Origin of the sequence: Pseudomonas sp. NPDC086581, from assembly GCF_044746165.1 — a bacterium.
Classification (GTDB): domain Bacteria; phylum Pseudomonadota; class Gammaproteobacteria; order Pseudomonadales; family Pseudomonadaceae; genus Pseudomonas.
The window spans coordinates 146,520-173,269 of the sequence record NZ_JBIVBR010000004.1 but is presented as its reverse complement, the minus strand read 5'-3'; the positions used below and the strand labels follow the sequence as shown (position 1 = coordinate 173,269).

Annotated in this window: 27 protein-coding genes and 1 pseudogene; 2 read left to right on the top strand and 26 right to left on the bottom strand. The window is 63.9% G+C overall.

All coding sequences use genetic code 11. The features are described 5' to 3' along the window. Nucleotides 1–64: 64 nt before the first annotated feature. From ACIPK7_RS10550 to ACIPK7_RS10475, 16 genes are all read right to left on the bottom strand, one after another. Nucleotides 65–385 (bottom strand): DUF2388 domain-containing protein, encoded by a 321-nt coding sequence (locus ACIPK7_RS10550; RefSeq protein ID WP_081518914.1) that lies wholly within the window; start codon nucleotides 383–385, stop codon nucleotides 65–67. Nucleotides 386–477: 92 nt separating this feature from the next. Beyond that, nucleotides 478–675 carry a DUF1127 domain-containing protein gene (locus ACIPK7_RS10545; RefSeq protein ID WP_192432472.1) on the bottom strand — a complete coding sequence of 66 codons (198 nt, stop codon included), beginning with the start codon at nucleotides 673–675 and terminating at the stop codon, nucleotides 478–480. A gap of 279 nt (nucleotides 676–954) precedes the next feature. Then, the gene (locus ACIPK7_RS10540) at nucleotides 955–1,161 is read right to left on the bottom strand and encodes a DUF1127 domain-containing protein (protein WP_015474893.1); all 207 of its coding nucleotides are present in this window, start codon (nucleotides 1,159–1,161) and stop codon (nucleotides 955–957) included. Between the two features lie 31 nt (nucleotides 1,162–1,192). Beyond that, entirely contained in the window at nucleotides 1,193–1,486 is a 294-nt protein-coding gene (locus ACIPK7_RS10535) for a hypothetical protein (RefSeq protein ID WP_401087571.1), read from the bottom strand. 32 nt (nucleotides 1,487–1,518) lie between these two features. Next, nucleotides 1,519–3,015: an acetyl-CoA hydrolase/transferase family protein gene (locus ACIPK7_RS10530; RefSeq protein ID WP_401087570.1), complete on the bottom strand. Its 1,497-nt coding sequence runs from the start codon at nucleotides 3,013–3,015 to the stop codon at nucleotides 1,519–1,521. Between the two features lie 146 nt (nucleotides 3,016–3,161). After that, on the bottom strand, nucleotides 3,162–4,445 hold the full coding sequence (locus ACIPK7_RS10525) for a hypothetical protein (protein WP_401087568.1): 1,284 nt from the start codon (nucleotides 4,443–4,445) through the stop codon (nucleotides 3,162–3,164). 72 nt (nucleotides 4,446–4,517) lie between these two features. After that, nucleotides 4,518–4,736 (bottom strand): hypothetical protein, encoded by a 219-nt coding sequence (locus ACIPK7_RS10520; protein WP_192432467.1) that lies wholly within the window; start codon nucleotides 4,734–4,736, stop codon nucleotides 4,518–4,520. A 290-nt stretch (nucleotides 4,737–5,026) separates the two neighbouring features. Further along, on the bottom strand, nucleotides 5,027–6,760 hold the full coding sequence (locus ACIPK7_RS10515) for a hypothetical protein (protein ID WP_192432466.1): 1,734 nt from the start codon (nucleotides 6,758–6,760) through the stop codon (nucleotides 5,027–5,029). A gap of 187 nt (nucleotides 6,761–6,947) precedes the next feature. After that, nucleotides 6,948–8,384 carry an NAD(P)(+) transhydrogenase (Re/Si-specific) subunit beta gene (locus ACIPK7_RS10510; protein WP_192432465.1) on the bottom strand — a complete coding sequence of 479 codons (1,437 nt, stop codon included), beginning with the start codon at nucleotides 8,382–8,384 and terminating at the stop codon, nucleotides 6,948–6,950. Nucleotide 8,385: 1 nt separating this feature from the next. After that, complete coding sequence (locus ACIPK7_RS10505) at nucleotides 8,386–8,700, bottom strand: NAD(P) transhydrogenase subunit alpha (RefSeq protein WP_015474896.1); 315 nt, start codon at nucleotides 8,698–8,700, stop codon at nucleotides 8,386–8,388. A 62-nt stretch (nucleotides 8,701–8,762) separates the two neighbouring features. Next, nucleotides 8,763–9,881 (bottom strand): Re/Si-specific NAD(P)(+) transhydrogenase subunit alpha, encoded by a 1,119-nt coding sequence (locus ACIPK7_RS10500; RefSeq protein WP_401087565.1) that lies wholly within the window; start codon nucleotides 9,879–9,881, stop codon nucleotides 8,763–8,765. Between the two features lie 614 nt (nucleotides 9,882–10,495). Continuing rightward, nucleotides 10,496–11,131: an SCO family protein gene (locus ACIPK7_RS10495; protein WP_401087563.1), complete on the bottom strand. Its 636-nt coding sequence runs from the start codon at nucleotides 11,129–11,131 to the stop codon at nucleotides 10,496–10,498. Between the two features lie 80 nt (nucleotides 11,132–11,211). Then, the gene (cyoE, locus tag ACIPK7_RS10490; RefSeq protein ID WP_081518896.1) at nucleotides 11,212–12,114 is read right to left on the bottom strand and encodes a heme o synthase; all 903 of its coding nucleotides are present in this window, start codon (nucleotides 12,112–12,114) and stop codon (nucleotides 11,212–11,214) included. 81 nt (nucleotides 12,115–12,195) lie between these two features. Further along, nucleotides 12,196–13,269 (bottom strand): heme A synthase, encoded by a 1,074-nt coding sequence (locus tag ACIPK7_RS10485; RefSeq protein ID WP_192432462.1) that lies wholly within the window; start codon nucleotides 13,267–13,269, stop codon nucleotides 12,196–12,198. A gap of 42 nt (nucleotides 13,270–13,311) precedes the next feature. Then, nucleotides 13,312–13,875 (bottom strand): hypothetical protein, encoded by a 564-nt coding sequence (locus ACIPK7_RS10480; protein ID WP_401087561.1) that lies wholly within the window; start codon nucleotides 13,873–13,875, stop codon nucleotides 13,312–13,314. Beyond that, nucleotides 13,853–14,632 (bottom strand): SURF1 family protein, encoded by a 780-nt coding sequence (locus ACIPK7_RS10475; RefSeq protein ID WP_192432460.1) that lies wholly within the window; start codon nucleotides 14,630–14,632, stop codon nucleotides 13,853–13,855. The genes ACIPK7_RS10480 and ACIPK7_RS10475 overlap by 23 nt, the downstream gene beginning before the upstream one ends. A 44-nt stretch (nucleotides 14,633–14,676) precedes the next feature. On the opposite strand from ACIPK7_RS10475, the gene ACIPK7_RS10470 reads away from it, so the two are divergent. Further along, entirely contained in the window at nucleotides 14,677–14,886 is a 210-nt protein-coding gene (locus ACIPK7_RS10470) for a twin transmembrane helix small protein (RefSeq protein WP_015474903.1), read from the top strand. 40 nt (nucleotides 14,887–14,926) lie between these two features. On the opposite strand, the gene ACIPK7_RS10465 is transcribed toward ACIPK7_RS10470, so the two are convergent. The 4 genes from ACIPK7_RS10465 to coxB form a co-directional block, all read right to left on the bottom strand. After that, the gene (locus tag ACIPK7_RS10465; protein ID WP_138213360.1) at nucleotides 14,927–15,814 is read right to left on the bottom strand and encodes a cytochrome c oxidase subunit 3; all 888 of its coding nucleotides are present in this window, start codon (nucleotides 15,812–15,814) and stop codon (nucleotides 14,927–14,929) included. Nucleotides 15,815–15,836: 22 nt separating this feature from the next. Then, nucleotides 15,837–16,394, bottom strand: a complete 558-nt coding sequence (locus tag ACIPK7_RS10460) for a cytochrome c oxidase assembly protein (protein ID WP_081518891.1) — start codon at nucleotides 16,392–16,394, stop codon at nucleotides 15,837–15,839. 104 nt (nucleotides 16,395–16,498) lie between these two features. Next, a complete protein-coding gene (gene ctaD, locus ACIPK7_RS10455) occupies nucleotides 16,499–18,094 on the bottom strand; it encodes a cytochrome c oxidase subunit I (protein WP_081518890.1) in 1,596 nt (531 codons plus the stop codon). A 10-nt stretch (nucleotides 18,095–18,104) separates the two neighbouring features. After that, entirely contained in the window at nucleotides 18,105–19,229 is a 1,125-nt protein-coding gene (coxB, locus tag ACIPK7_RS10450; RefSeq protein WP_192432458.1) for a cytochrome c oxidase subunit II, read from the bottom strand. A gap of 417 nt (nucleotides 19,230–19,646) precedes the next feature. Here coxB and ACIPK7_RS10445 point away from each other — a divergent pair, with 417 nt between their 5' ends. Further along, nucleotides 19,647–20,291 (top strand): hypothetical protein, encoded by a 645-nt coding sequence (locus ACIPK7_RS10445; RefSeq protein ID WP_192432457.1) that lies wholly within the window; start codon nucleotides 19,647–19,649, stop codon nucleotides 20,289–20,291. 3 nt (nucleotides 20,292–20,294) lie between these two features. Here the strand turns inward: ACIPK7_RS10445 and ACIPK7_RS10440 are convergent, their stop codons facing one another. The 6 genes and pseudogenes from ACIPK7_RS10440 to ACIPK7_RS10415 all read right to left on the bottom strand — a co-directional run bounded on the left by ACIPK7_RS10440 (nucleotide 20,295) and on the right by ACIPK7_RS10415 (nucleotide 26,689). Continuing rightward, nucleotides 20,295–21,830, bottom strand: coding sequence for a SulP family inorganic anion transporter (locus tag ACIPK7_RS10440; protein WP_192432456.1), 1,536 nt, complete (start codon nucleotides 21,828–21,830; stop codon nucleotides 20,295–20,297). 194 nt (nucleotides 21,831–22,024) lie between these two features. Then, on the bottom strand, nucleotides 22,025–22,741 hold the full coding sequence (locus ACIPK7_RS10435; RefSeq protein WP_088420494.1) for a carbonic anhydrase: 717 nt from the start codon (nucleotides 22,739–22,741) through the stop codon (nucleotides 22,025–22,027). 279 nt (nucleotides 22,742–23,020) lie between these two features. Continuing rightward, on the bottom strand, nucleotides 23,021–24,079 hold the full coding sequence (locus ACIPK7_RS10430; RefSeq protein WP_401087557.1) for a PA0069 family radical SAM protein: 1,059 nt from the start codon (nucleotides 24,077–24,079) through the stop codon (nucleotides 23,021–23,023). A 270-nt stretch (nucleotides 24,080–24,349) separates the two neighbouring features. Next, nucleotides 24,350–25,954, bottom strand: a complete 1,605-nt coding sequence (locus ACIPK7_RS10425) for an inorganic phosphate transporter (RefSeq protein ID WP_401087815.1) — start codon at nucleotides 25,952–25,954, stop codon at nucleotides 24,350–24,352. 221 nt (nucleotides 25,955–26,175) lie between these two features. Then, nucleotides 26,176–26,454: pseudogene (locus ACIPK7_RS10420) on the bottom strand (type II toxin-antitoxin system RelE/ParE family toxin); the annotation flags it as partial. Beyond that, nucleotides 26,444–26,689, bottom strand: a complete 246-nt coding sequence (locus tag ACIPK7_RS10415) for a type II toxin-antitoxin system Phd/YefM family antitoxin (RefSeq protein ID WP_192432453.1) — start codon at nucleotides 26,687–26,689, stop codon at nucleotides 26,444–26,446. The gene ACIPK7_RS10415 and the pseudogene ACIPK7_RS10420, both read right to left, overlap by 11 nt. Nucleotides 26,690–26,750 lie beyond the last annotated feature (61 nt).

Here is a 26,750-nt window from a genome sequence, read left to right as displayed (position 1 = left end):
AATGCGCGGGCGAGAGCCAGCGCAGAGCGCCGGGCGGAGCGCCCGGCGCGGAGGGTTCAGCCGATCAGATGGTCAGGATGGCCTGGGCCAGCTGCTGGTCATTGGCGGCCAGGGTCGGCAGCTTGCTGCGGATGTGGGCGAGGGCGGCTTCCAGGTGCGCGCCGCGGATCTGGCCCTGGCTGGCAACGAAGGTGGCCGCGTCGTCACGGGCTTCGAGAACGATCTTGTCGTCCTTGAAGGAGTTGCTCAGGTCCGAGGTGCCGTCGGAAGTGGCGCCGGTGGCGCGCACCGACAGGTCGGTGGTGTAGACGAAGCTGGTGGCGTAGGCGCCAGTGGCGCAGCCGATCAAGGCGGCGGCAGCGATCAGGCGAAGGCTGTTCTTCATGGAGTGGCTCCGGATAAGACCAAGCAAAGGTGGCCGGGGCGGCCACTCTAACTGTGCTCAGACTAGCCAAGACTGACCGGCGTCACCAGCATTCAGCGCCAGAATGGTTTCGAGATTTCCCGTATACGTTCGCTGGGGCTGATGCCGATGTCGGCCAGTTGCTGGCTGGTGAGTTCGGCGAGCTGACGGCGGGTGCGGGCATTGCGCAGCCATTCGCCAAGCAAGGCTGGTAGACGACGTAGCAGGGCGGGGGCCGGAGTGGGCAGATCGGATGACAGTGCGCGTTCCATGACGGGCCTCCTCGTGACCGTGGTGGACTGTCGGTACAGGCTCGCATTCGTCGAGCCGGCGCATTAGAGGCAGCGAAGGGTAATTGCGGGAGTACAGCGAAGCGAAATTCAGAACTGTACCGCCGTGGTTGCAGCTGGCTGTTCTGTGATCAGCGAGGGAGACGGTACAAAAAAGCGGGTTTCCAGAATGCCAAGGGCCGCTCCAGGTGAGCGGCCTCAGGCAATCTACCAGTACAGTTAGGGCGAGCCTGGAAGGTGCGGCTCAGTTGTACTGTTGGATCAGCGCCAGAACGGCTTGTTCAGTTCGGCGTAACGCTGGGCTTCGCTGATGCCGGCGTCGGCCAGCAGTCGGGAGTCCAGGCGAGCCAGCTGACGGCGGCTTTCCATGCGGCGCTGCCACAGGCGAACGGTGCCGACGAGGCCACGGTGGGCGCTGGAGGTGCTACGGGTAGTGCTCAGAGCTGCGGAACCGAGGGTACGTTCCATGGTGGTCATCCTTCTCGCTTGTGGCGAGTAGTCAGTTGCTGAATGGATTGAGCATATGATCTGACTTTTTGGTCAGGGATGACAGGTACAGTTGCACTGTATTGCGGCTGGTCAGGCGATTGTAATTTTGAACTGTAATGGTCTTTCCCGGGGTGAACTGTACCGTTGCGCTCCATTCTGGTGCGCAATTGGTGGGTGTCTGAGGTTCTTCGAGGGTGCCGGCCAGGGTGGCGGCGGGGGAAGCGGAACAGTTGGTGCGGGATAAAAATCTGTTCAGGAGTGTTTTTACGTGGTTTTTTTCCGGCTGTAAACCCTTGCGGGCCATTCATTGCTGAATGACCCGCAAAGCGTCTGGAATCAGCTCGCCGCCAGCATGTGGCCGCGTTCTTCCAGGTTGATATGCCACTCCAGGGCCTCGCGCAGGATGTGCGGGGTATGGCCGCCGCGCTCGCAGGCGGCATCGAAGTAACTGTTCAGGGCGTCGCGGTACGACGGGTGCACACAGTTGTCGATGATCACCCGGGCGCGCTCGCGCGGTGCCAGGCCACGCAGGTCCGCCAGGCCGACTTCGGTGACGAGGATGTCCACGTCGTGCTCGGTGTGGTCGACGTGGCTGACCATCGGCACCACGCTGGAGATGTTGCCGCCCTTGGCGATGGACTTGGTGACGAAGATGGCCAGGTGCGCGTTGCGGGCGAAGTCGCCCGAGCCGCCGATGCCGTTCATCATCTTGGTGCCGCCCACGTGGGTGGAGTTCACGTTGCCGTAGATGTCGAATTCCAGCGCGGTGTTGATGCCGATGATGCCTAAGCGACGGACCACTTCGGGGTGGTTGGAGATTTCCTGCGGGCGCAGTACCAGCTTGTCCTTGTAGCGCTCCAGGTTGCCGAACACGTCGGCGTTGCGGCGGGTCGACAGAGTGATGGAGCTGCCAGAGGCGAAGCGCAGCTTGCCGGCGTCGATCAGGTCGAAGGTCGAGTCCTGCAGTACTTCGGAGTACATGGTCAGGTTCTCGAAGGGCGACTCGATCAGGCCGCACATCACCGCGTTGGCGATGCTGCCGATGCCGGCCTGCAGCGGGCCGAGGCTGTTGCTCATGCGGCCGGCGTCCACTTCACGCTTGAAGAAGTCGATCAGGTGGTTGGCGATGCCCTGGGTTTCGTCGTCCGGCGGCAGCACGGTGGACGGGGAGTCTGCCTGGTCGTTGACGACGATGGCGACGATCTTTTCCGCCGGGATCGGGATGGCGGTACTGCCGATGCGGTCGTCGACCTTGGTCAGCGGGATCGGCGTGCGGGTCGGGCGGTAGGTCGGGATGTAGATGTCGTGCAGGCCTTCCAAGTTGGTGTTGTGCGCGACGTTGATCTCGACGATCACCTGCTTGGCGAAGATCGCGAAGCTGGCCGAGTTGCCCACCGAAGTGGTCGGCACGATGTGGCCTTTTTCGGTGATGGCGACGGCTTCGATGACGGCGATGTCCGGCAGCTTGAGCTGGTGGTTGCGCAGCTGCTCGACGGTCTCGGAGAGGTGCTGGTCGATGAACATCACTTCGCCGGCGTTGATCGCCTTGCGCAGGGTGCTGTCGACCTGAAAGGGCATGCGACGGGCCAGGACGCCGGCTTCGGTGAGCTGCTTGTCGAGGTCGTTGCCCAGGCTGGCGCCGGTCATCAGGCTGATGCGCAGCGGCTCCTGCTTGGCGCGCTCGGCGAGGGCCTTGGGTACGGCTTTGGCTTCGCCGGCACGGGTGAAACCGCTCATGCCGACGGTCATGCCGTCCTTGATAAGGGCCGCGGCCTGGTCGGCAGTCATCACCTTGTCTAACAGGGAGGACATACGCACGCGATCACGGAACATGGGAAAACCTCGGGCAGTAAGAAGTGCGAGGCGGCCAGTCTAGGGATTCGGCGATTTTTGGCTCTTATACCAAGGTCGCAAAATCACCCGGCTGGTTGCCTTCTTACTACCAAAGTTCATGCGGGTTGCCTGAAGTCAATGGCCGCTCAGTCAGCGGCCAGGGGCCGATGAGCGGAGTTCTGGAGAGATTCGAACTCCAGTACCGGCGGGAAGCTGACGGCCTTCAGCGGGTATTGACGATCTTTGCGTTCGTAGACAGTTACCCAGTGTGCCAGTCGATAGCGCGGCACGTAGTTGTCGAGTAGCCACTGGCTGTTGGACAGGTGGTAGGTGAGCGTCAGCGGGTTGCGTGTGACGAAGCCGTGGATCAGCACCACGTCCGGGTTCTTGTCGTAGACATATTGCATTGCGCCCTCCAGGCCGATGTCGCGATCAGCGTTGGAACGCAGGCCGATCAGCGGGTCGGCCACGAGCTTGTAAAGCTGCTTGGCGCTGTTGTTGGCGGCGTTGAGGTTGAAGTAGTACAGCGACACCGGGGGCGAGGCGAGGCCGAGCAGGTCGACGAACTGCTGCTGAATGCCGGCCAGGTAGGCGGTTTGTCCCATCTGGTCGTAGACGATGCACAGGCCGTCGGGGTAGTTCTCCCGCAGGAAGTGGCCGATGGCGGCCTGGTAGTTGCCGTCGAGGCTCTGTGCAGCCAGCATCGGCGAGCGCTGTGCCAGCGCGTCGTCGAGCGGTACGTGGCTTTGCGGGTCGCGCAGCTTGTCGCGGTACGACGCCAACGCGCCAGCCGGATCCTCCACCACTAGGCGACCCATCAGCAGCAGCGCGTTGGGGCTGCGGCCAGCAAACAACTCGATGCGCGGAATCCAAATAACGGCGATCACCGCGCAGAAGGCGTACAGCGCGACTACGGCGCGAGCCGGGCGCCAGGAAAGCTGGCTGAGCGCGTAGCCCGCGCAGGCAAACAGCAGATAAAACTGGGGTAGGGCGAGCGTGTAGAAGCGGAAGTAGGGTTTGAAGTCGAAGTTCGAGCCGGCGAAGAAGATTCCCATTAGCGACAACGCCACTAGCAGGGAGAAGTGCGCTTGCTGCTGCATGTGGCGAAGCAGCAGGGCCGCCGGAATCGCCAGGGCGATTGGGTAGACGATGCGCAGCTCCTGGAGGACGAACCAGACGTAGGGCCAGTGGGTGCCTTCCGCTGTGATCTTGGCGTAGAACGCGCTGATCTGGACTTCGCCGAAGTAGAAGAAGCGAAACAAGAGGTACGCCGAATAGCTCGCCGCGCAGAGCGCGAAGATACGCAGGGCGAATGCGCGCTGTCGGGTGAAGGCGAAGAACAGAATGAAGAACGGTTCCACCAGGAAAGCTTCCGGGCGCGCGAACAGTAGCAGGGCGAAGGGCAGAGCGGGCAGCCAGCCGATCTTCACCGGACGCGAGCTGATTAGCAGGCAACCCGAAAGCAGCAGGGTGTAGCCCGCCAGTTCCAGGCCGCTGTTGGCTCACCACACGAATGGGGTGCTGCCGGCGATCATTAGTGCCGCGGCTCCGCCCCAGGCCGGGTTGGCGAAGTTTCGGCCGGCCAGGTACACCAGGTACACCGTGCCCAGGCCACAGGCCAGGCCTAGTAGCTTGACCATCAGGATCGGCGTGGCACCAAGGTAGATGCCCAGGGCCAGCAGGTACTGCCAGAGTGGCCCGCTGCCGGTCTCGACCGGCATGTCGCCGATGTTGAAGACGTATCCGTAGCCATTTGCGATGTTTCCGCGGCGCGGAAATAGATGTAGCTGTCTTCCTCGATATAGAAGTAGGCGAGCGCCGTGAGGACGAAGTAGAGGAATAGCGCCAGCAGGGCGAGCATGCGGCCCGTCAGGTTTTCTCGGGTGGACATCGTGGGGGCGGACATGGCGTAGATTCTTGTCATCTTTGCTGTTGGGGCGCGGCGCCCACCGTGTACCGGCTCGGACGCTACGCGGGGAAGGCTCGGCGCGAGCGGTTAGTGGAGCCGCAATTAGCCGTTGTCCGGCATCTCGCGGAACTGCAGGGCTGCCGGCAGGTTCTTCGCCTTGAGCGGGAACGACAGGTCCTTGCGCTCGTAGACCAGCAGCCAGGTGGCCAGGCTGTAGCGCAGCACGTAGTTCTGCTTGAACCAGTCGCTGTTGCGCACGTGGTAGGTGAGCGTCTTGTCGGAACTGGCGACCAGCGTGTGAATGATGATGACGTCGGGATTGGATTGCTCCACCGATGCGAGCGCGCCTTGCTGGTCGATATCGCGGTCTTCCGGGCGCTGGTGTTGCAGCAGCGGGTCGACCACCTGCTTGTAGAGGGTCTTGCTCTTGCTGTCGCGGGCGTTCTGGTTGAAGTAATACAGCGAGATCGGGCGCGTCGCCAGGCCGAGGAAGTCGACGAAGTTTTGCTGCGCGCCGGCGAAGTACGGAGTCTGTCCCATCTGGTCGTAGCCGATGGTCAGTCCTTGCGGGTAGTTGTCATGCAGGAAGTGGCCGACCAGTGCCTGGTAGTTCGCGTTGATGACGTAGGGTACGCGGGCCTGCAGCGTGTCATCGAGGACGGTGGTGGCATGCGGGGCGGCCAGCTTCGAGCCGAGTGCCGACAGGGTCGTGGCCGGCTGCTCGCGCAGCAGGTCCAGCACGGTATAGAACGGGTTGCGGGTGTGTTCGAACAGCCCCGGCACACGCGGCATCCACGCCACGGCGATGCAGGCGACGGCGACGTAGCCGACCAGAACTGGCTTGAGCGTCTTCGGCGCGAATGCCAGCAGACGCGCTATCGCGACGGCGACCAGCAGCAGCAACACCGGCAGGCTGTGGGCGAAGAAGCGATGGTAGATCTTGAAGTCGTAATTGGCGGCGGCGAAGTAGAGCCCGCCGCAACTCAAGAGCAGCAGCAGGACGAAGGGGCCATTGGCGGCGTCGCGACGCCACAGCAGGGCGGCTGGCAACACAAGCGCCAGCAGGTACACCAGGCGGTACTGGCGCAGGGCTGTCCAGAGGTAGTCCCAGAGCACACCATCGACCGAGATCTTTGCGTAGAAGGCACTGATCTGCACTTCATCGAAATAGAAGTAGCGGAACACCAGGTACCCGCCGTAGCTCAGTGCGGCCAGCAGCAGCGTTCGGAACGCTAAGGCGCGCCGGTCGCTCGCGAGCAGATACAGGACAAATACGCCCACGCTGATGAAGGCTTCGGGGCGGGCGAAGAGCAGCAGGGCAAACGGCAGCACGCTCAGCCAGCCGTCACGGTACGGTTCGGGCGCGCAGGCCACTGCCACGCAGACGCTGAGCAGGAGGGTATAGAGCGATACTTCCAGGCCGCTGCCGGTCCACCAGATGAAGGGGACGCTGGCTGCCAGCGCGAGGGTCAGCCAGCCCGCCACAACGGGCGTTGAGAGCCGGCCGGCGGTGTGATGGAAGACATACAGGGTAGCCAGACCGAAGAGCATCCCCATGAGCTTCGCCAGCACCACCACGTTGCAGCCGAGCAGCACGCCGAGCGCCAGCAGGAATTGCCACAGTGGTCCGCTGCCCGACTCGATCGGGATATCGCCAATATTGAACACGTAGCCATAGCCGTGAGCGATGTTCTCGGCGACTCGGAAATAGATGTAGCTGTCTTCCTCGATGAAGAAGTAGCCCAAAAGGTAGAACGCGATATAGACCAGGGCGGCGAACACGCTGAGGGCGTTGCCCAGCGAGTACTGTCGCTGCGAAATGCTGGTAGTTGTCATCGTGACTTCTTTGGCTTTCTTGTTGTAGTTCGGCGCACGCGCCATGACGGTCATAGGTGCCTGACACTTCCCCTCTCCGGAGGAGCCGGCGGCGTTATCTAACCACGTTGCATGGCTACAGGCTAATGCGTCGGCAAAAACAAGGACACCGGCGCTAGGCCGGTGTCTTGTAGGGCGACGATCGAGGTTATTCGACTGCCTTGACCATGTCTTCGATGACTTTCTTGGCGTCGCCGAAGACCATCATGGTCTTGTCCAGGTAGAACAGTTCGTTGTCCAGGCCGGCATAGCCGCTGGCCATCGAGCGCTTGTTGACGATCACGGTCTTGGCTTTGTAGGCCTCGAGGATCGGCATGCCGGCGATCGGCGACTTCGGATCGTTCTTCGCGGCCGGGTTCACCACGTCGTTGGCGCCCAGTACCAGCACCACGTCGGTCTGGCCGAACTCGGAGTTGATGTCTTCCATCTCGAACACCTGCTCGTAAGGCACTTCGGCCTCGGCCAGCAGGACGTTCATGTGGCCCGGCATACGGCCGGCAACCGGGTGGATGGCGAACTTCACGTTGACGCCGCGATGGGTCAGCTTCTCGGCCAGTTCCATCAGCGCGTGCTGAGCACGGGCCACCGCCAGGCCGTAGCCGGGAACGATGATCACGCTGTCGGCGTTGGTCAGCAGGAAGGAGGCGTCGTCGGCCGAACCGGATTTCACCGGGCGGGCTTCTTTCGCACCCGCCGCGCCGCCAGCGTCCGCTTCGGCGCCGAAGCCACCGAGGATGACGTTGAAGAACGAGCGGTTCATCGCCTTGCACATGATGTAGGAGAGGATCGCGCCCGAGGAGCCCACAAGGGAACCGGCGATGATCAGCATCGAGTTGTTCAGCGAGAAGCCGATACCTGCCGCGGCCCAGCCGGAGTAGGAGTTCAGCATCGACACCACGACCGGCATGTCCGCGCCGCCGATCGGGATGATGATCAGCACGCCGAGGATGAAGGCCAGGGCCAGCATCACGACGAAGGCGGTCAGGTTGCCGGTGAACATGAACAGCAGGCCCAGGCCCAGGGTGGTCAGGCCGAGCACCAGGTTGAGCATGTGCTGGCCGGTGAACTGCACCGGGGCGCCCTGGAACAGGCGGAACTTGTACTTGCCCGACAGCTTGCCGAAGGCGATCACCGAACCGGAGAAGGTGATGGCGCCGATGGCCGCGCCGAGGAACAGCTCCAGGCGGTTGCCAGTCGGGATGGTGTCGCCCAGGTTCTGCACGATGCCCAGCGACTGCGGCTCGACCACGGCGGCGATGGCGATGAACACGGCGGCCAGGCCGATCATGCTGTGCATGAAGGCGACCAGTTCCGGCATCTTGGTCATCTCGACGCGCTTGGCCATGATCGAACCGGCGGTGCCGCCGACCAGCAGGCCGATGATCACGTAGACGATGCCGGTGGTGGCGATCTCGCTGCTGATCTTGAACACCAGGGCGACGGTGGTCAGCGCGGCGATGGCCATGCCGATCATGCCGAACAGGTTGCCGCGGCGCGACGTGGTCGGGTGCGACAGGCCTTTCAGGGCCTGGATGAAGCAGACCGAGGCAATGAGGTAGAGGAGGGTGACGAGGTTCATGCTCATGTCAGTGCTTCTCCGCCTTCGGCGCTTTCTTTTTGAACATTTCCAGCATGCGGCGGGTGACCAGGAAGCCACCGAACACATTCACCGCAGCCAGGGCCACGGCCAGTGTGCCCATGGCCTTGCCCAGCGGGGTGACGGTCAGGGCGGCGGCCAGCATGGCGCCGACGATCACGATGGCCGAGATGGCGTTGGTCACTGCCATCAGCGGGGTGTGCAGGGCAGGGGTGACGTTCCAGACCACGTGGTAGCCGACGTAGATCGCCAGCACGAAGATGATCAGGTTGTAGATGCCGTGGGAGATCAGCATGTCTTCCATAGTTTCTCACCGGTCTTCAGGGCCGGACGCGGGGTCCGGCGCGTTCTTATATAAGAAGGGCTTCAGCCGTTCTTGCGCACGATCTGGCCGTCACGGCACATCAGGCACGCGGCGACGATGTCGTCTTCCAGGTTCACCGTGAAGCCTTCGGCGGTCAGAGTGAGCTTGAGGAAGTCGAGCAGGTTGCGTGCGTAGAGTGCGGAGGCATCCGCCGGCACCAGCGCGGCCAGGTTGCTCAGGCCGACGATGGTCACGCCGTGCTTGACCACGACCTGGTCGGCCTCGGTCAGCGGGCAGTTGCCGCCTTGCGATGCCGCGAGGTCGATGACTACCGAGCCCGGCTTCATTTCGGCGACGGTCGCCTCATGCAGCAGGGTCGGCGCCTTGCGGCCCGGAATCAGCGCGGTGGTGATGACGATGTCCGACTGCTTGGCGCGCTCGTGCACGGCCTTGGCCTGGCGCTCCATCCACGAAGCCGGCATCGGGCGGGCGTAGCCGCCAACACCTTCGGCGCACTCGCGCTCTTCATCGGTCTCGTAGGGCACGTCGACGAACTTGGCGCCCAGGGACTCGATCTGCTCCTTCACCGCCGGGCGTACGTCCGACGCTTCGATCACCGCACCCAGGCGTTTGGCCGTGGCGATGGCCTGCAGGCCGGCAACGCCGGCGCCGAGGATCAGCACGCGCGCGGCCTTAACGGTGCCGGCGGCGGTCATCAGCATGGGCATGAAGCGCGGGTAGTGGTGGGCAGCGAGCAACACGGCCTTGTAGCCGGCGATGTTGGCCTGGGACGAGAGCACGTCCAGGCTCTGCGCGCGGGAAGTACGCGGCGCGGCCTCGAGGGCGAAGGCGGTGACACCGCGTTCGGCCATGCGGGCGATGTTCTCGTTGTTGAACGGGTTGAGCATGCCGATCAGCACGGTACCCGGCTTCATCTGCGCCAACTCGCTTTCGCTGGGCGCGACAACCTTCAGCACAAGCTCCGAACCGTAGGCATCGGCGGCAGTGCCGATCTTCGCGCCAACGGCTTCATAGGCGGCATCCGGCTGGCTGGCGCTGACGCCCGCACCGCTCTGAACGACGACCTGATGGCCCTGCCCGATCAGTTTCTTGACCGTCTCCGGCGTTGCTGCGACCCGCGTCTCACCGGCTTGGGTCTCGAGGGGTACACCGATCTGCACTTGCAAATCTCCTGCGTGATCCTGGGATTGTCCGGGTTACTACGTCGGCGACCCGGGTTATCTAACTGGCAACGGTCTAGTTCTTATTTTGTGACCGGGCTGTGACCCGGTGGCCGCGGCATTGTGCAATCGAACCTGGAGGGCATCAAGAAGTTCTGGAGTGGTACGAAGCGATAACTACAAGTCACGTTTGGACTCGTGGTTTTCCGGTCGCCACCGGGGCCGCGTGAGCCCTGGCGTTTAGCCTAATTGCCTATTGTGACCGGACGGAAATGTCATCCTCGCCGTGAATGACCACCCATCAGAGGCTCCCCATGCCCACCGAAAGGCCCGGTAATCCTGCAACAGGCTCAGGCATAGGTGTTAATTAATGTTTCTAATATGGAGTATGAGTCATTCCTGATGCCTGATTTCCTGTAGCAGATTTTTTACATTGACTACGGGGTCAGGAATTCCGGTGGGAAGCTTCAAGGCCGCGTGTTACACCGCGCCAGAGCCCTGAGAAGAGGTTTAGCAGGAAGTTCGGATTTGTCCGGGGAAAGCGGGAGTGACACGGAAAAAACAACGGCCACCTTTATCGGGTGGCCGTTGGGGGTGGGACACGGTGTCGCGGGTCAGTTGCTGGCGTTGACCACGCCAGGCAGCTGGGCGACCAGCTTGTCGTTGTGCAGCGGGGCGCGGATGAAGCCGTGCTGGGTGTTGTCCGGGCCGATGATGACCAGGTTGCCGCTGTGGTCGACGGTGTAGTTGGGCTTGCTGGTGTCGGCCGGGATGTAGGGGATGCTCATGGCGTTGGCCAGCTTCTGCACGTTCTCTTCCGAGCCGGTGATGCCCTTGAAGCCGGCATTGAAGAAACCGAGGTATTCCTTGATGCGCGGCGCTGTATCGCGGTGCGGGTCGACGCTGACGAACACCACCTGCAGGTTTTTCGCCACTTCTGGCGGCAGCTTGCTCTGCAGCTCGCGCAGTTGCGCCAGTGTGGTGGGGCAGACGTCCGGGCAGAAGGTGTAACCGAAGAACAGTAGCGACCACTTGTCCTTCAGGCTGGCGGTCTGGAACGGCTGGCCGTCCTGGTCGGTGAAGGCGAGGTCAGGGACGCTGCGGGTTTGCGGCAGGATCACGATGCCGGCGTCGAGTAGCACGGTCGGATCGAGCTGGTGGCGCTGGTTGAGCACCTTCTGAACGGTAAGGCCGAGGATCAGGGCGACGATGGCGACGAGGATGAAGACGGTCTTGTTGACTCGGGACATGGGGTTCTCGTGGGTCGGGACGTCTGGGCGAGCGCCGGATTCGCGGGGCCGCTCCTTTGGAGCGAACCCGCGAACCGGCCTCAGTAGTTCAGGTGCAGCGGCAGGTAGTGGTCCACCAGCAGCGCGATGAACAGCAGGAACAGGTAGGCGATAGAGTACTTGAAGGTCTTGATCGCCGCATGGGGCCGGCTGCCGCAGTAGAGCGCCCAGGCCCAGTCGAGGAAGCGCGCGCCCAGGGCCAGCGCGGCGAGCAGGTAGACCAGCCCGGCCATGTGGATGGCGAAGGGCATCAGCGTCACGGCGAACAGCACCAGGGTGTAGAGCAGGATGTGCAGCTTGGTGTAGTGCTCGCCGTGGGTCACCGGCAGCATCGGGATGTCGGCCTTGGCGTACTCGTCCTTGCGGTGCAGGCACAGAGCCCAGAAGTGCGGCGGGGTCCAGGCGAAGATGATCAGCACCAGCAGCAGCGGTTCGGCGGAGATCTGCCCGGTCACCGCAACCCAGCCCAGCAGCGGCGGGGCGGCCCCGGCGAGGCCGCCGATGACGATGTTCTGCGGCGTGGCGCGCTTGAGGAAGCCGGTGTAGAGCGCAGCGTAGCCGAGCAGCGAAGCCAGCGTTAGCCAGGCCGTCAACTCATTGGTGAACACCAGCAGCACCGCCATCCCGGCCACCGACAGCAGCATGGCAAAGCCCAGCGCGATGGGCGGCGAGACGCGTCCTTCGGCCAGCGGGCGCTTGTGGGTGCGCGCCATGATCGAGTCGATGCGCCGGTCCACAACGTGGTTCACTGCTGCCGCGCCGCCGGCGCACAGACCGATGCCGAGGTTGCCGAAGACCAGCACCTGCCAAGGCACGCCGGCCTTGGTGGCGAGCAGCATGCCGATCAGCGAGGTGATCAGCATGAGCAGGACCACCTTGGGTTTGGTCAGTTCGAGCAGGTCGCGCCAGCTGGCTTGGCTGGAAGTGCTGATGACGCTGGCCATGGGCATTTCTCCTGACTTCTTGATGGGGACCGGCGCGTTGCCGGCCATCGTGCTCAACCGTGCAATGTCATCCCTGCCATTTCATCCCTGAGACGGATAGGCCACCGGGCGCTCCAGGGCGTCCAGGGTGATCGGGCTGCTGGCAGGCAGCTCGACGTGTTTTGCTGCGGGGGCGCGCACCCGGTAATTCACCAGTACCAGCATCAGCAGCAGGAACGCGCCGCCGCCGTTGTGCGCCACCGCTACCGACAGCGGCAGGTGCAGCAGCACGTTGCTGATGCCTAGGCCAATCTGCAGGGACAGCCCCAGCAGCATCAGTGCGGTAATGCCGATCAGGCCGTGGCGCTGGAGGTTCCAGGCCAGCAGCAGGATCACCGCGGTCACGCACAGCGCGCCCATGCGGTGGGTCATGTGGATGGCCGTGCGGGCGTCGCTGTCGAGCTGGCCGCCCAGGTAGTTCGGGCCGATGTGCTGGGTGAGGTGGAAGCCGTTGGCGAAGTCCATGTTCGGCCACCACTCGCCGTGGCACATCGGCAGGTCGATGCAGGCCACTGCCGCGTAGTTGCTGCTGACCCAGCCGCCGAGGGTGATCTGCCCGATCACCATCAGCAGCGCCAGGGCCGCCAGCGCGCGCAGCTTCGAAGGCAGCTGCAGTGGGGCGAAAGCGCCGGACAGGCGCAGGCTGAGCAGGAATAGCAGCGACAGCGTGGTGAAGCCGCCGAGAAGATGCGCGGTAACCACCTGCGGCCAGAGCTTGAGGGTGACCGTCCACATGCCGAACGCGGCCTGGGCGATCACCACTGCGAGCAGCACCAGCGGCAGGCGCATCGGTTGGCCGTCGCGGCCGCGGCGCACCAGTGCGTGCACCGCCAGCCCGAGGATCAGCAGGCCGAGGCTGCCGGCGAAGTAGCGGTGGATCATCTCGTTCCAGCCCTTCTGCGCCTCCACCGGCGAGTCGGGGAAGTGCATTTCGGCGTGGGCCAGTTGCGCCTCGTTCAGCGGCACGTGGACGAAGCCGTAGCAGCCGGGCCAGTCCGGGCAGCCGAGGCCGGCGTGGGTCAGGCGGGTATAGGCGCCCAGCAGGATGACCACGAAGGCCAGCGCCGTGGCCAGAACGGCGAGGTAGAAGGCGGGTTTGCGTCTTGCCTGGATCATGCATCGCTCCCGATCTTGTTGTTGTCGTGGGGCTCGACCGGCTTAACCGATGTTCGAAAGCTTCAGCAGCAGCTGCAGGTCCTTGAGGATCGACTTGCCGTTGGCCTTGGCGTCGTAGCGCAGCACCAGGTTGCCGTGGGGATCGACTATCCACAGTTGCGGCTGGGCGCCGGTGTGCTGGTTGGGCGTCAGGCCCAGGCGCTGCAGGCGCGGGTAGTCCTTGTCGAGCAGGCCGGTGAACTCCGCCGGCAAAGGCTTGGCGAAGGCGAGGGCGTGTTCGGCGCGGCTGGCTTCGCGACCCAGGCCGATGTTGATCTGGCGCGCCAGGTAGACCAGTTGCTGGCAATCACTGGTGCAGGTTTCCGGCGCGGTCACCAGCAGTTGCCACTGGTCGCCGGCCTTGTCGTCCTGCACGCCGAGGTCCGCTGGGGTCTGCCCGGTGGCGATCAGGTCGCCGTGGTAGCTGCGGCCTTCCGGTACCCAGAACTGCAGCTTGTACATGGCGGTGGCGAGCAGCATCGGCCCCAGCACAAAGCCGAGGATTAGCAGCAGTTGCACGCGCCCGCGGCGGCGGGCGGAGGCGTCAGGCAGAGTCATGGCGGTCATGGTCGAAGGTCTCCCGTGCGCGACGGATGCCGAGGTAGAGGTAGAGGGCGGAAAGCGCGATGGCCAGGGCGAACCACTGCACGGCATAGCCGACGTGGCGTTCCGGGGGCATGGCGACGATCGGCCAGTCGGTGTCGAAGGCGGCGTCGCCCGGCTCCAGGCGGATTTCCAGCGGGCTGCCTTCGCGGCCGAGCTGGTCCCACAGGAACGGGGCGTCCACCTGGGTAATCAGGCGCGGCCAGCTGGCGAGCGGAGCGCTCGGGCCAGCGGCTGCGGGGATGTAGGTCCAGGCGTCCAGCAGCAGGTCGTGGCTGGGCGTATCGATCTTCGGCGGCACGCGGCGGTCGGGCCAGGGCACCCAGCCGCGATTGACCAGCAGCCACTGGTGGCCGACGCGGTCGAAGAAGGGCTGCAGCACCTCGACGCCGGCCTGGCCGTTGCGGGTGCGGTTGTCGAGCAGGGCAGTGTGCTCAGCGTCGAGCTGGCCTTGCAGACGCACGCGGACATAGCTGCGCGGCGGCTGGCGTTCGAGCTCGGCGATGCTGATCGGGTCCTGCTGGCGCTGCACTTCGGCGGCGGCGAGCAGGGTGCGTTTTTCGGCGGCGCGCGACAGTTGCCAGAAGCCCAGGCCGATCAGTACCGGCAGCAGTGCGAGGACCACCAGGGTCGGCGCGATGCCGGGCCGGAAGGCGCGTGCGGCGCGGCCTTGCCGATCTGGATCGGAGCCGTGCTCAGATGCGTGCTGGCTATACTGCAAGACATCCCCCTCAACCCCAGTCCCCTGCGGACAGGAGGCCGGTAGTGCTCAAAGCTGCGATCGTTCTGTTGTTGCTGGCGACCGTCGTCAGTCTGTTCAGTGGCCTGTTCTTTCTGGTCAAGGACGAGGGCCACGGTTCGCGGGTGGTCAACGCGCTGACCGTGCGTGTCACCCTTACCGCCCTGACCGTCGCTCTCATCGCCTGGGGTTTCTTCAGCGGCCAACTCGGCAGCTCCGCCCCCTGGCACTTCTGATCTCGAAAAAGGCGCGGGCCAAGGCCCGCGCCACCGCGCTTCACAGCACGTAAACGAAGATGAACAGCCCGATCCACACCACGTCGACGAAGTGCCAGTACCAGCTGGCCGCCTCGAAGCCGAAGTGTTTGTCGGCGTCGAAGTGCCCCCGAATGATGCGAATCAGCATGATGCTCAGCATGATCGCGCCGATGGTCACGTGGGCGCCGTGGAAGCCGGTGAGCATGAAGAAGGTCGCGCCGTAGATACCCGAGCCCAGGGTCAGCCCCAGTTCGCTATAGGCCTCGTGGTACTCGTAGGCCTGCAGCACGATGAAACAGGCACCCAGCGCCACGGTCGCCGCCAGCCACATCTTCAGCGGGCCGCGATGGTTCTTCTTAAGCGCGTGGTGGGCGAAGGTCACGGTGAAGCTGGAGGTGACCAGTAGCAGGGTGTTGATCAGTGGCAGCTTCCACGGATCGATCACTTCCTTGGGCGGCGGGAACAGCTTGTTGTCCGGGTTGTTGAGCTGCGGCCAGCCGGTTTCGAACTGCGGCCAGAGCATGTGCGAGATGCCATGGTGACCTTCGCCGCCCAGCCATGGGTTGACGAAGTGGCGTACGTAGAACAGCGCGCCGAAGAAGGCGGCGAAGAACATCACCTCCGAGAAGATGAACCAGCTCATGCCCCAGCGGAACGAGCGGTCCATCTGCGGGCTGTAGAGCCCGCCACGGCTTTCCTTGATGACGTTGCCGAACCAGCCGAACAGCATGTACGCCAGGATCAGTCCGCCGGCGAAGAAGATCCACGGGCCGTGGGAGTGTTCCTTGCCGGCGCTCATGTCGTTCATCCAGGTGCCGACGCCAAACATCGTCACCAGCATGCCGATGGTGGCGATGATCGGCCACTTGCTCTGCGCGGGGACGTAATAGGGATCGTGGGTTGCCATCTCTCTTGTTCTCCTTTGCCCTTCAGCGCTCGTTACTGGCCACGGGTGGCTTGCGGGCAGTGATGTCGAACAGCGTGTAAGCAAGCGTCAGGTGACGCACATCCTTGGGCAGGTCGCGGTCGACGATGAAGCGCACCGGCATTTCGATGCGCTCGCCCGGCTGCAGGACCTGCTGGGTGAAGCAGAAGCATTCGGTCTTGTGGAAGTAGGTGGCTGCCACCGACGGCGCGATGCTCGGGATTGCCTGGGCAGTCATCGGCTTGTCGGTGGGGTTGTAGGCGACGAACAGCATCTGGTTCACCGCGCCGGGATGCACCACCAACTGCTCGGCCTCGGGGTGGAATTCCCAGACCATGTCGATGTTGTTGTTGGCGACGAACTGGATCTTCACCTCGCGCGACTGATCGACCACCTGGCCGTCGCCCTGGTAGGCGCTGCCGGAGGTCTTGCCGTTGATGCCCAGTGCCTTGCACATCACGTCGTACAGCGGCACGAGGGCGAAGCCGAAGGCGAACATGGCAACCACGGCTATGACCAGCCGGGTCACCAGCTTGCGCGTTTCGATGTTGCCGTCGCTCATGGATCGAATCCTCACTTGTAGGAGCGAGCTTGCTCGCGAACTGCCTGACGCCGGGGCTTCAGGAAAAAACGTTCGCGAGCAAGCTCGCCCCTAGAGGTAAGCCCTTACTTCACCTCGGGCGGCGTGCTGAAGGTGTGGTACGGCGCCGGTGACGGAATGGTCCACTCCAGGCCTTCCGCGCCATCCCACGGCTTCGCCGGTGCCGGCTTGCCGCCCTTGATGCACTTGATGACGATGAACAGGAACAGCAGCTGCGTGGTGCCGAACATGAAGGCGCCGATGGACGAAACCATGTTGAAGTCGGCGAACTGCAAGTTGTAGTCCGGGATCCGCCGCGGCATGCCGGCCAGCCCGACGAAGTGCATCGGGAAGAACGCCAGGTTCATGCCGATGAAGCTCATCCAGAAGTGCAGCTTGCCCAGGGTTTCGTCGTACATGTGGCCGGTCCACTTCGGCAGCCAGTAGTAGGCCGAGGCGAAGATGCCGAAGATCGCGCCGGGCACTAGCACGTAGTGGAAGTGCGCCACCACGAAGTAGGTGTCCTGGTACTGGAAGTCCGCCGGGGCGATGGCCAGCATCAGCCCGGAGAAGCCACCGATGGTGAACAGGATGACGAAGGCCACGGCGAACAGCATCGGCGTCTCGAAGGTCAGCGAGCCTTGCCACATGGTCGACGCCCAGTTGAACACCTTCACCCCGGTGGGCACGGCGATCAGCATGGTCGCGTACATGAAGAACAGCTCGCCCACCAGCGGGATGCCCACCACGAACATGTGGTGCGCCCACACGACGAAGGACAGGAAGGCGATCGAGGCGGTGGCGTAGACCATCGAGGTGTAGCCGAACAGCGGTTTGCGGCTGAAGGCCGGGATGATCGAGCTGACGGCGCCGAATGCCGGCAGGATCATGATGTACACCTCGGGGTGGCCGAAGAACCAGAACACGTGCTGGAACAGCACCGGGTCGCCCCCGCCGGCCGCGCTGAAGAAGCTGGTGCCGAAGTGGATGTCCATCAGCATCATCGTCACGCAACCCGCCAGTACCGGCATCACCGCAATCAGCAGGAAGGCGGTGATCAGCCAGGTCCAGACGAACAGCGGCATCTTCATCAGCGTCATGCCCGGGGCGCGCAGGTTGAGGATGGTGGCGATCACGTTGATCGCGCCCATGATCGAACTCATGCCCATCAGGTGGATGGCGAAGATGAAGAAGGTCACGCTGTGCGGCGCGAAGGTGGTCGACAACGGCGCGTAGAAGGTCCAGCCGAAGTTCGGGCCGCCGCCGGGCATGAACAGGGTGCTCACCAGCAGGCCGAAGGCCGCCGGCAGCAGCCAGAAGCTGAAGTTGTTCATGCGCGGCAGGGCCATGTCCGGCGCGCCGATCATCAGCGGCACCATCCAGTTGGCCAGGCCGACGAAGGCCGGCATCACTGCACCGAAGACCATCACCAGGCCGTGCATGGTGGTCATCTGGTTGAAGAACGCCGGCTCGACGATCTGCAGGCCCGGCTGGAACAGTTCGGCGCGGATCACCATGGCGAAGGAGCCGCCCAGCAGGAAGGCGCAGAAGCTGAACCACAGGTACAGCGTGCCGATGTCCTTGTGGTTGGTGGTCAGTACCCAGCGCATCAGGCCCTTGGCGGGGCCGTGGTGGTGGTCGCCGGCGTGAGAATGGTCGGGGTGATCGATCACTGTACTCATCGCGGCCTCCTTATTGTTGTTTCTGCTTGTAGGCGACCACTTCTTGCGGGGTCACCATGTCGCCGTCGTTGTTGCCCCAGGCGTTGCGCTCGAAAGTGATCACCGCGGCGATGTCGACTTCCGAGAGCTGCTTGCCGAAGGCCGCCATGGCCGTGCCTGGCACGCCGTTGAACACGGTCTCCAGGTGGTGCTCCTTGGGCCCGGTGACGATCTTCGAACCCTTGAGCGCCGGGAACATCGGCGGCATGCCCTGGCCCTCAGGCTGGTGACAGGCGGCGCAGATGGTGTGGTAGACCTTGTCGCCGCGGGCGACCAGCTCTTCCTTCGTCCATTCCTTGCTGGTCAGCTCCTTGAGCTTGACCGCCTCTTCCTTGCGCTCGGCCAGCCACTTGTCGAAGTCGGGCTTGGACTTCACGTCCACCACGATGGGCATGAAGCCGTGGTCCTTGCCGCACAGCTCGGCGCACTGGCCGCGGTAAACGCCGGGCTGGTCGACCTTGGTCCAGGCCTCGTTGACGAAGCCAGGAATGGCGTCGCGCTTGACCGCGAAGGCCGGCACCCACCAGGAGTGGATCACGTCGCTGGAGGTGACCAGGAAGCGCACCTTGACCCCGGCTGGCAGCACCAGCGGGTTGTCCACCTCGAGCAGGTAGTGCTCGTCCTTGTCGGCCTTGTTGTGGATCTGGTCCTGGGGCGTGGCGAGGTTGGAGAAGAACTCCACGTCCTGGCCCAGGTATTTGTACTGCCACTTCCACTGGTAGCCGGTGACCTGCACGTCCAGCTCGGGCTCCGAGGTGTCGTACATGTGGATCAGCGTCTTGGTGGCCGGAACGGCCATCACCACCAGGATCAGGAAGGGAATGACGGTCCAGAGGATTTCCACCGTGGTGCTCTCGTGGAAATGCGCGGGCTGCTGCCCGGTGGACCGGCGGTGGACGATCATCGACCAGAACATCGCGCCAAAGACGACGATGCCGATGACCACGCAGATCCAGAAGATCGTCATGTGAAGATCGAAAACGTTACGGCTGACTTCTGTCGCACCGGGGGTCATGTTGACCGTCCAGGCGGCGTTTGCCTGACTGAAAGCCAAGAGCAAAAGGAAGCCCATCCAGACTCGTGGATGTCGCAGCATTCGGGTTCCCCTTATCGTTGTTTTTATCCCGCCGGCATAGCGCCCTGGCTGCGATCCCCATTCCAGAGGGATCGAGCCTGAACAAGCCAACGGCCAAGGGAGTGACCGCCAAGACAACTTACTTTGACGTCGTACCTCGGCAGCACGCAGGGCAGGCCGGGTCCATCAGGTTTTCGGTGTGTCGAAGCGGAGTATAGCCACGGGTTGCGACATAACAACGCAGAGTAAAAACTCTGTTTGAAAGACCGAACTGCGATCTGAAAGCCACGGATGGCGCGGCTTTGGAGTAAGATGGTGGCCGTCTGATATGCCACGTCGGCATAAACAGTCCGTGAATATGACAATCGCGTCTTAGCTACGCCCGGGGTGCGGCTAAGGTGTTTCTTCACTTTCCAAACCCGCTGTCTTGGAGCTGTCATGAACACCGCTGCACTGCGTGAGCTGATCCGGAATGCCCACCTGCTCGAATCCCGCCATGGCCATCTCGCCCGCCTGATCCAGAGCCAACTGCAAAGCCTGCACAAGAGCATCGCCCTGACGGGAGAAGACCCCAGCGGCACGCTGACGCGCTTCGTCCACGCCTACATCGAACAGGTGCCGGATTTCCTCGACGCCGCCAACGCGGTGGCCCGCGCCGCCGGCATCGAAGACCGCATCAAGCCGGTGCTCAAGCTCGCCGAGCAGTTCTTCCTCACTCCGCCTGCGCTGCTCGACGGCCACGACGGCCTCGATGCGCTGCTCGACGAGGCCTACCTAGCCCACCGCCTGGTGGAAGAGGTGAACGATCGCTACATCGCCCACTTCAACCAGCCGCTGATCCCGCTCGACACCACGGTGGCCAACCTGGTGGCGCACCAGCTGATCGGCGAACCCTTCGCCAACCAGCTGGATGAGGCGGTGCACCACGCGGTCGACGGCATGCTCGACGACAGCACCTTCAGTTCCGAGTCCGCCGTCAGCTACCGCGCCAGCCTCAACGATCCGCAGGTGGTCATGGCCTGGCAACAGTGGCCGTGCCTGTCGCGGCAGTTTGGGGTCGAGCTGGAGCTGGGCCGCGACTGAGGCTCAGCCCGCACTCTGCTGCGCACGCACTCGGCCTTCCACGCGGCGACGCAGGCCATTGCCTTCGATGGACAGCCGGCAGCCGCTGGCCGCGGCACTGCGGCCCCAATCCTCCAGCAGTTCCATGCAGGCGTGGTCGATATAGCTCAGGTGCTGCAGCGGCACGCGCAGGTGCGTGCCGGGTTTCACCGACTGCAGGGCCCGGGACAGCGCCGGCACCTTGAGGAAGGTCGCCGCGCCGACCAGACGCAGTTCGGCGCCGTTGCCCTCGTCGTCGTAGCGCAGGTTGATCTTCAGCCGCGCGGCCTTGAGCACCAGCTTCAGTACCGTCAGCGCAAAGCCCAGCAGCACGCCGGTCAGCAGGTCGGTGGCGACAATGGCCAGCGCGGTCGCTGCATGAACCAGCACTGGCATACGCCCATAGCGGCCCAGCGAACGCAGCGCTTTCAAGTCCACCAATTTGATCCCGGTGTAGACCAGCACGCCGGCCAGGCTGGCGATGGGGATCTGCCGCAGCAGCCCGCCCAGCAGCACGACGAACCCCAGCAGCCACAGCCCATGGAATATCGCCGAGGCGCGGCTGCGCGCACCGGCCTGCACGTTGGCCGAGCTGCGCACGATCACCCCGGTCATCGGCAGCGCCCCGACCAACCCGCAGAGCATGTTGCCCACGCCCTGGGCGCTCAGCTCGCGGTCCATGTCCGAGCGCGGGCCGGTGTGCATGCGGTCCACGGCGGCGGCCGAGAGAAGCGTCTCTGCGCTGGCGATGAAGGCCACCACCACGGCGGCCAGCAATAGCGTCGGGTCTAGCAGCGCGGCGAGGTCGCTCGGGCGGACCCAATCGATGGCTTCGCCGAGGTTCTCCGGCACGCTGACTCGCAGCACGTCGAGTTGCAGGGCAATGCTCACCAGCGTTGCCAGGCTCACGCCGATCAGTGCGCCGGGCAGCATGCGCAGCCGGCCGGGTTTGAAGCGGTCCCATAGCGCCATACAGGCCATGGTGCCCAGCCCGAGCAGCGCCGCGTCGAAGCCGCTGGTCTCGGACAGCAGTGCCGCAGGGAAGGCGAGCAGGTTATCCAGCCCGGACGCCTGCGGCTTGAGGTCGAGCATCACGTGGACCTGCGACAGCACGATGAGAATGCCGATGCCCGCGAGCATGCCGTAGACCACGGCCGGTGAAGTGACGCGGAACCAGCAGCCCAGGCGCAACCTGCCCGCCAGCAATTGCAGCGCGCCGGCCAGCAGCAGGATCGGCCCGAGCATGGCCATGCCGTGGGTGCGCACCAGCTCAAAGACCAGCACCGCGAGGCCCGCCGCAGGGCCGCTGACCTGCAGCGGTGAGCCGGCGAGGAAACCGACCACCAGGCCGCCGATGATGCCGGTCAACAGGCCCTTGGCCGGTGGCATGCCCGAAGCGATGGCGATACCCATGCACAGCGGCAGGGCGACGAGAAAGACCACTACCGAAGCGAGCAGGTCGCGCGGCAGTACCTGGCGCAGTTGGGAAAACCCGGATGGAACAGAGTGGGAGGCCGACATGGCGCTGTTCTCCTTCAAGCATTTTTCGGGCGCGCGAAAGCCCACGACGCCGGTCTCGACCGCATCGACACGCGCAATTCAAGGAATGGCGAACGCGGTGGGGGCGTTCGCCTCAGGCAGGGAGCAAGTGAGGAACGGGCGCGGCGTTTGTTCTGCTGGGCCGCCGCGCCTCGGGGATTACTGCCGCTGGCAGCTTACTGGGGAGAGTAGCGCGCGCGCGGAGTAGCGCTGGGCGTCGGGCCTTCGCCATCTAGCGGGCGGAAGCGGCCTTCCTGGGCGTCGTAGGCCTTGATGGCGCTTGTCTCGATGTCATACACCCAGCCATGGATGAACAGCTGGCCGGAAGCCAGGCGCGCGGCCACGGACGGGTGGGTCTTCAGGTGGTCCAGCTGGGCCACGACGTTCTCTTCGGTGAGCACGCCCAGGTGTTCCTGGGTGGCGCAACCGCAGGTCTGCGCGACCACGGTGCGGGCCACTTCGGCATGGCGCAGCCAGGCTTTCACCGTCGGCATGCCTTCCAGAGTCTGCGGAGCCAGCACCGCTTTCATCGCGCCGCAATCGGAGTGGCCGCAGACGATGATGTGCTGCACGCCCAGGGCCATCACCGCGAACTCGATGGCGGTGGACACGCCGCCGTTCATCTGGCCGTACGGCGGCACCACGTTGCCGACGTTGCGGGTAACGAACAGGTCGCCGGGCGAGCTCTGGGTGATCAGCTCGGGGACGATGCGCGAGTCGGCACAGGTGATGAACATGGCGCGTGGGTTCTGCGCGTGGGCCAGCTTCTTGAACAGTTCTTCCTGTTGCGGGAAGACCTCATGGCGGAACTGGCGGAAGCCCTCGACGATATGGCGCAGCGCCTCGTCGGCAGATTCGTGGGCGTGTTCCTCACCGTGCGTTTTGTCGTTCATGTATCAGCCTCGAAGAATGACGAAGAATTTTCCCACGTCAGCCGACGCTCTCCCTGGGGAGAAAAGACACAGCCGAGAGGAAAAATACGTCGTGACCGGTTAGTCACTTTGTGTTCAAATCCTAGACAACGAAGATTAAACCAAAATTAAAAAACCGCTCTGGAATGAGCTTTTGCATGATGTTTCGCCGACATTCCAAGATGATATCGGCAAGCTATCATGGCAAGACAATATTGCGGTGATTCTACTGCGCTTACCGAAACTTCCGACCGATAACCGTCAGAACAGGGTCATCTGGCTGCGCGGCGGGGCGAACGCTGTGCAATCCAGGCCGAAACTGCCGCGCCGGTTCAGGCCCAGGCGGCGCAGGGCGACCTCGAAACGCTTGGCCAGCAGGTCGGCGAACGGGCCCTCGCCACGGAAGCGGTGTCCGAAACGGCTGTCGTAGATCTCCCCGCCGCGCAGCTGGCGGATCAGGCTCATCACATGGTTGGCGCGCTGCGGGTAGTGCGCCGCCAGCCATTCCTCGAACAACGGGCCGACCTCGCGCGGCAGGCGCAGCATCATGTAGCTGGCGCTCTGCGCGCCGGCGTCGTGGGCGGCTTCGAGCAGCGCTTCCAGCTCGCGGTCGTTGACCATCGGGATCATCGGCGAACACAGCACGCCCACCGGAATACCCTGTTCGCGCAGCACGCGGATTGCCCGCAGGCGCGCGGAAGGCGCGGCGGCGCGGGGTTCGAGGATGCGCTTGAGCTCATCATCCAGGGTGGTCAGGCTGATCATCACGGCGACCAGGTTCTGTTTCGCCAACTCCGCCAGCAGGTCGAGGTCGCGCAGGATCAGCGAACCCTTGGTGACGATGGTCACTGGATGGCGGAAGCGCAGCAGCACTTCGAGGATCTGCCGGGTCAGGCGCTGCTGGCGCTCGATGGGCTGGTACGGGTCGGTATTGGCGCCCAGGTTGATCGGCGCGCAGACGTAGCCCTTGAGGCTCAGTTCCTCTTCCAGCACCTGCGCGGCGTTGGTCTTGGCGATCAGTTTCGTTTCGAAATCCAGCCCCGGCGACAGGTCCCAGTAGGCGTGGCTGGGCCGGGCATAGCAGTAGATGCAGCCGTGCTCGCAGCCGCGATAGGGGTTGATCGAGCGGTCGAAGGGCAGGTCCGGCGACTGGTTGCGCGAGATCACCGACTTCGCCCGCTCAGTGCGGATTTCGGTCACCTGAGGCTTGGGCACCTCGTCGTACCAGTCGTTATCCACAGGCACCGAGGTGGTCGGCGCGAAGCGGTTGTGCGGATTGCTGGCGGTGCCCCGGCCGCGGGGTGGAAGGGAAGTAGTCATGTGGGAAAGCTCTGAAGAAACACTGTATATGAATACAGTAATCCACGGAGTTTTCCACAGCCAGCATTAACTGCTCGGCGGCGTGATTCGCCACCGTCTGTAGGAGCGAGCTTGCTCGCGAACAGTGCTAACCGGCAGCTCCCGCGCTGGGCGGTTCGCGAGCAAGCTCGCTCCTACAACAGTTCGACGTAGGGCGCATAACGCGCCAGCGTTATCCGTCGAAGGATTCTCGGTGAATAACCTGTTCCAGGTCATTCGCCCTACTACCCCTCAGAGCAGCCGGGTGAACAGCCAGTACAGCCCCGCCGCGAGCCCGATGGCCGCCGGCAGGGTCAGCACCCAGGCCAGCAGCATGTTGCGGATGGTCGGCCACTGCAGTCCGCTGCCGTTGGCCGCCATGGTGCCGGCCACGCCGGAGGAGAGCACCTGGGTCGTCGACACCGGCAGGCCGAAGCCGTCCGCCGCGCCGATGGTGAGCATGGCCACCAGCTGCGCCGAGGCGCCCTGTGCATAAGTCAGCGGTGTCTTGCCGATACCCTCGCCGACCGTGGTGACGATGCGCCGCCAGCCCACCAGCGTGCCCAGGCCTAGTGCAAGGGCCACCGCGACCTTCACCCACACCGGGATGAAGCGGATCGCCTGCTCGCCGCCCTGGCGCAACGCCTGCAGGCTGCTCCAGGTTTCCAGTTCGAAGTGCTGGTCGCTGCGGTCCAGCAGGCGGATGGTTTCCAGGCTCAGGTAGAGGTCGTTGCGCAGGTCCAGCACTTCCTCGGCCGGCACCTTGTCCAGCTGTCCATAGCGCTCCAGGCGCGCACTGACATCGCCGATCACGCTGCCCAGCGAAGGCAGAAGATCCGGCCTTACTACTTCGTCGTCCTGATAGCTGAGCAGCGCCTGGCGTGGGTCCGCCGCGGGGCTGCCTCCGGAGCGGTGCAGCTGTTCCTGGCTGGCCTGTGTGAGGACGAGCAATTGGCGGGTCTGCTCGGGCGAATGGGCGCGATCCACGGCGAACGCAAGGGGAACGGTAGCGATCAGGATAAGCATGATCAGACCGATGCCCTTTTGCCCGTCGTTGGAACCGTGGGCGAAGGACACGCCGGTACAGGTCAGGATGAGGATTGCGCGAATCCACCGGGGCGGCGGCGTGCGGCCTTCCGGCGCGTGAAACAGCGCGCGGTTGCGGATGGTCGAACTGGCCACCCGCAGCAGCACGAAGGCGGCGAAGAAACCCACCACCGGCGAGAGGAATAGCGCATAGCCGACCGTCAGCAATTGCGACCAGGCGTTGCCGGATAGGCCGAGGTGCCCGGCCATGGCGCCATGGGCCAGGCCGATGCCGACGATGGAGCCGATCAGTGTGTGCGACGAGGACACCGGCAGCCCCAGCCACCAAGTGCCGAGGTTCCACAGGATTGAGGCGATCAGCAGGGCGAAGATCATCGCCAGCCCAGCACTGCTGTCTACCTTGAGCAGCAGGTCCAGCGGCAGCAGCGAGACGATGGCGAAGGCCACCGCACCGCTGGAAAAGAGCACGCCGAGGAAATTCCACACGCCCGACCAGGCCACGGCAAAGCGCGGCGGCAGGGCGTTGGTGTAGATCACCGTGGCCACCGCATTGGCGGTGTCGTGGAAGCCGTTGATGAATTCAAAGCCCAGGGCGATCAGCAGCGCGACCACCAGCACCAGCATCGGCCAGCCCGGCTCCAAGTGAGTGCCGCTGGCGCGGATGTCATGCCCGAGCGCTGTAAAAGTGAACACCAGCGCGCCGGCCAGCAGCAGGAAGAAGGTCAGGCGACCCTTGAATCCGTGGGTCTCGCGCAGCACCGGGCTGATCGGGAACTGCGTCAGGCGCGAGGCGCGCATCACCTCGAGCATGCCAAAGCGGTCAAGCACAGGGGCGCTTCCTTCGGGTCGGTGGCGGCATCTGGCGGATTCCTTGCGGCGATGCTCTACAGACTAGCCGGCCGTGGCGATCATGGGCTGGTCGGGCGAGCGGGGCGGAGGGGCATGCTAAGTCAGCGGGCCGAGGCCTTCCTTGATATCGATTCCGGGATACGCACTTGATGCTCCAATGTCCTCGAAATCTCAGCGACGCTCCTGCGCTGCGCTGCGCTGTACGCCTCGCCGCGCTCGTGCTTGCCGATGGCAACCACGGAAACCACCACGCGTTCCTCTTCGATGCGGTAGACCAGTCGGTAGCCTGCCGAGCGCAGCTTGATCTTGTAGTGGTCCGCCAGCCCGTGCAGGGCGTCAGCCTGGACGCGAGGATTTTCCAGGCGTTCGACGAGTTTGCGTTTGAACTGCCCACACACCGTATGCCCCAGCTTGTGCCATTCCTTCAAGGCGGCAGGGAGGAATTCGAGTTCATAGGTCATCGAGCGATACCGGGACGCCTTTGTCTCCCAGTTGCGAGCGGGCAATTTCCGCCAGCTCCAGGTCTTCCAGACGCTCCAGGATCGACTCGAAAAGCTCCGCCGGCACCATGTAGCCCATCACCTTGTTGTGATTGAGCACCGCCACCGGCTCACCGCCGGATTCGGCCAGCACCGCAGAGGGATTCTTCTTGAGTTCCGAAACGCTGACGGCGGTGTTGGCCAGCAAATTCTGCATGAAATGGCTCCAAATAATGTCCTGAATTTAGGTCATTATAGAGGGCGTCGGCAAGACCGGA

What these genes read in the sequence shown, in the direction of transcription:
- ACIPK7_RS10550 (WP_081518914.1), bottom strand. Translation starts at nt 385, where the DNA reads ATGAAGAACAGCCTTCGCCTGATCGCTGCCGCCGCCTTGATCGGCTGC.
- ACIPK7_RS10545 (WP_192432472.1), bottom strand. Translation starts at nt 675, where the DNA reads ATGGAACGCGCACTGTCATCCGATCTGCCCACTCCGGCCCCCGCCCTG.
- ACIPK7_RS10540 (WP_015474893.1), bottom strand. Translation starts at nt 1,161, where the DNA reads ATGGAACGTACCCTCGGTTCCGCAGCTCTGAGCACTACCCGTAGCACC.
- ACIPK7_RS10535 (WP_401087571.1), bottom strand. Translation starts at nt 1,486, where the DNA reads ATGGCCCGCAAGGGTTTACAGCCGGAAAAAAACCACGTAAAAACACTC.
- ACIPK7_RS10530 (WP_401087570.1), bottom strand. Translation starts at nt 3,015, where the DNA reads ATGTTCCGTGATCGCGTGCGTATGTCCTCCCTGTTAGACAAGGTGATG.
- ACIPK7_RS10520 (WP_192432467.1), bottom strand. Translation starts at nt 4,736, where the DNA reads ATGCCGGTCGAGACCGGCAGCGGGCCACTCTGGCAGTACCTGCTGGCC.
- ACIPK7_RS10515 (WP_192432466.1), bottom strand. Translation starts at nt 6,760, where the DNA reads ATGACAACTACCAGCATTTCGCAGCGACAGTACTCGCTGGGCAACGCC.
- ACIPK7_RS10510 (WP_192432465.1), bottom strand. Translation starts at nt 8,384, where the DNA reads ATGAGCATGAACCTCGTCACCCTCCTCTACCTCATTGCCTCGGTCTGC.
- ACIPK7_RS10505 (WP_015474896.1), bottom strand. Translation starts at nt 8,700, where the DNA reads ATGGAAGACATGCTGATCTCCCACGGCATCTACAACCTGATCATCTTC.
- ACIPK7_RS10495 (WP_401087563.1), bottom strand. Translation starts at nt 11,131, where the DNA reads ATGTCCCGAGTCAACAAGACCGTCTTCATCCTCGTCGCCATCGTCGCC.
- cyoE (WP_081518896.1), bottom strand. Translation starts at nt 12,114, where the DNA reads ATGGCCAGCGTCATCAGCACTTCCAGCCAAGCCAGCTGGCGCGACCTG.
- ACIPK7_RS10485 (WP_192432462.1), bottom strand. Translation starts at nt 13,269, where the DNA reads ATGATCCAGGCAAGACGCAAACCCGCCTTCTACCTCGCCGTTCTGGCC.
- ACIPK7_RS10480 (WP_401087561.1), bottom strand. Translation starts at nt 13,875, where the DNA reads ATGACCGCCATGACTCTGCCTGACGCCTCCGCCCGCCGCCGCGGGCGC.
- ACIPK7_RS10465 (WP_138213360.1), bottom strand. Translation starts at nt 15,814, where the DNA reads ATGGCAACCCACGATCCCTATTACGTCCCCGCGCAGAGCAAGTGGCCG.
- ACIPK7_RS10460 (WP_081518891.1), bottom strand. Translation starts at nt 16,394, where the DNA reads ATGAGCGACGGCAACATCGAAACGCGCAAGCTGGTGACCCGGCTGGTC.
- ctaD (WP_081518890.1), bottom strand. Translation starts at nt 18,094, where the DNA reads ATGAGTACAGTGATCGATCACCCCGACCATTCTCACGCCGGCGACCAC.
- coxB (WP_192432458.1), bottom strand. Translation starts at nt 19,229, where the DNA reads ATGCTGCGACATCCACGAGTCTGGATGGGCTTCCTTTTGCTCTTGGCT.
- ACIPK7_RS10445 (WP_192432457.1), top strand. Translation starts at nt 19,647, where the DNA reads ATGAACACCGCTGCACTGCGTGAGCTGATCCGGAATGCCCACCTGCTC.
- ACIPK7_RS10440 (WP_192432456.1), bottom strand. Translation starts at nt 21,830, where the DNA reads ATGTCGGCCTCCCACTCTGTTCCATCCGGGTTTTCCCAACTGCGCCAG.
- ACIPK7_RS10435 (WP_088420494.1), bottom strand. Translation starts at nt 22,741, where the DNA reads ATGAACGACAAAACGCACGGTGAGGAACACGCCCACGAATCTGCCGAC.
- ACIPK7_RS10430 (WP_401087557.1), bottom strand. Translation starts at nt 24,079, where the DNA reads ATGACTACTTCCCTTCCACCCCGCGGCCGGGGCACCGCCAGCAATCCG.
- ACIPK7_RS10425 (WP_401087815.1), bottom strand. Translation starts at nt 25,954, where the DNA reads ATGCTCGAGGTGATGCGCGCCTCGCGCCTGACGCAGTTCCCGATCAGC.
- ACIPK7_RS10415 (WP_192432453.1), bottom strand. Translation starts at nt 26,689, where the DNA reads ATGCAGAATTTGCTGGCCAACACCGCCGTCAGCGTTTCGGAACTCAAG.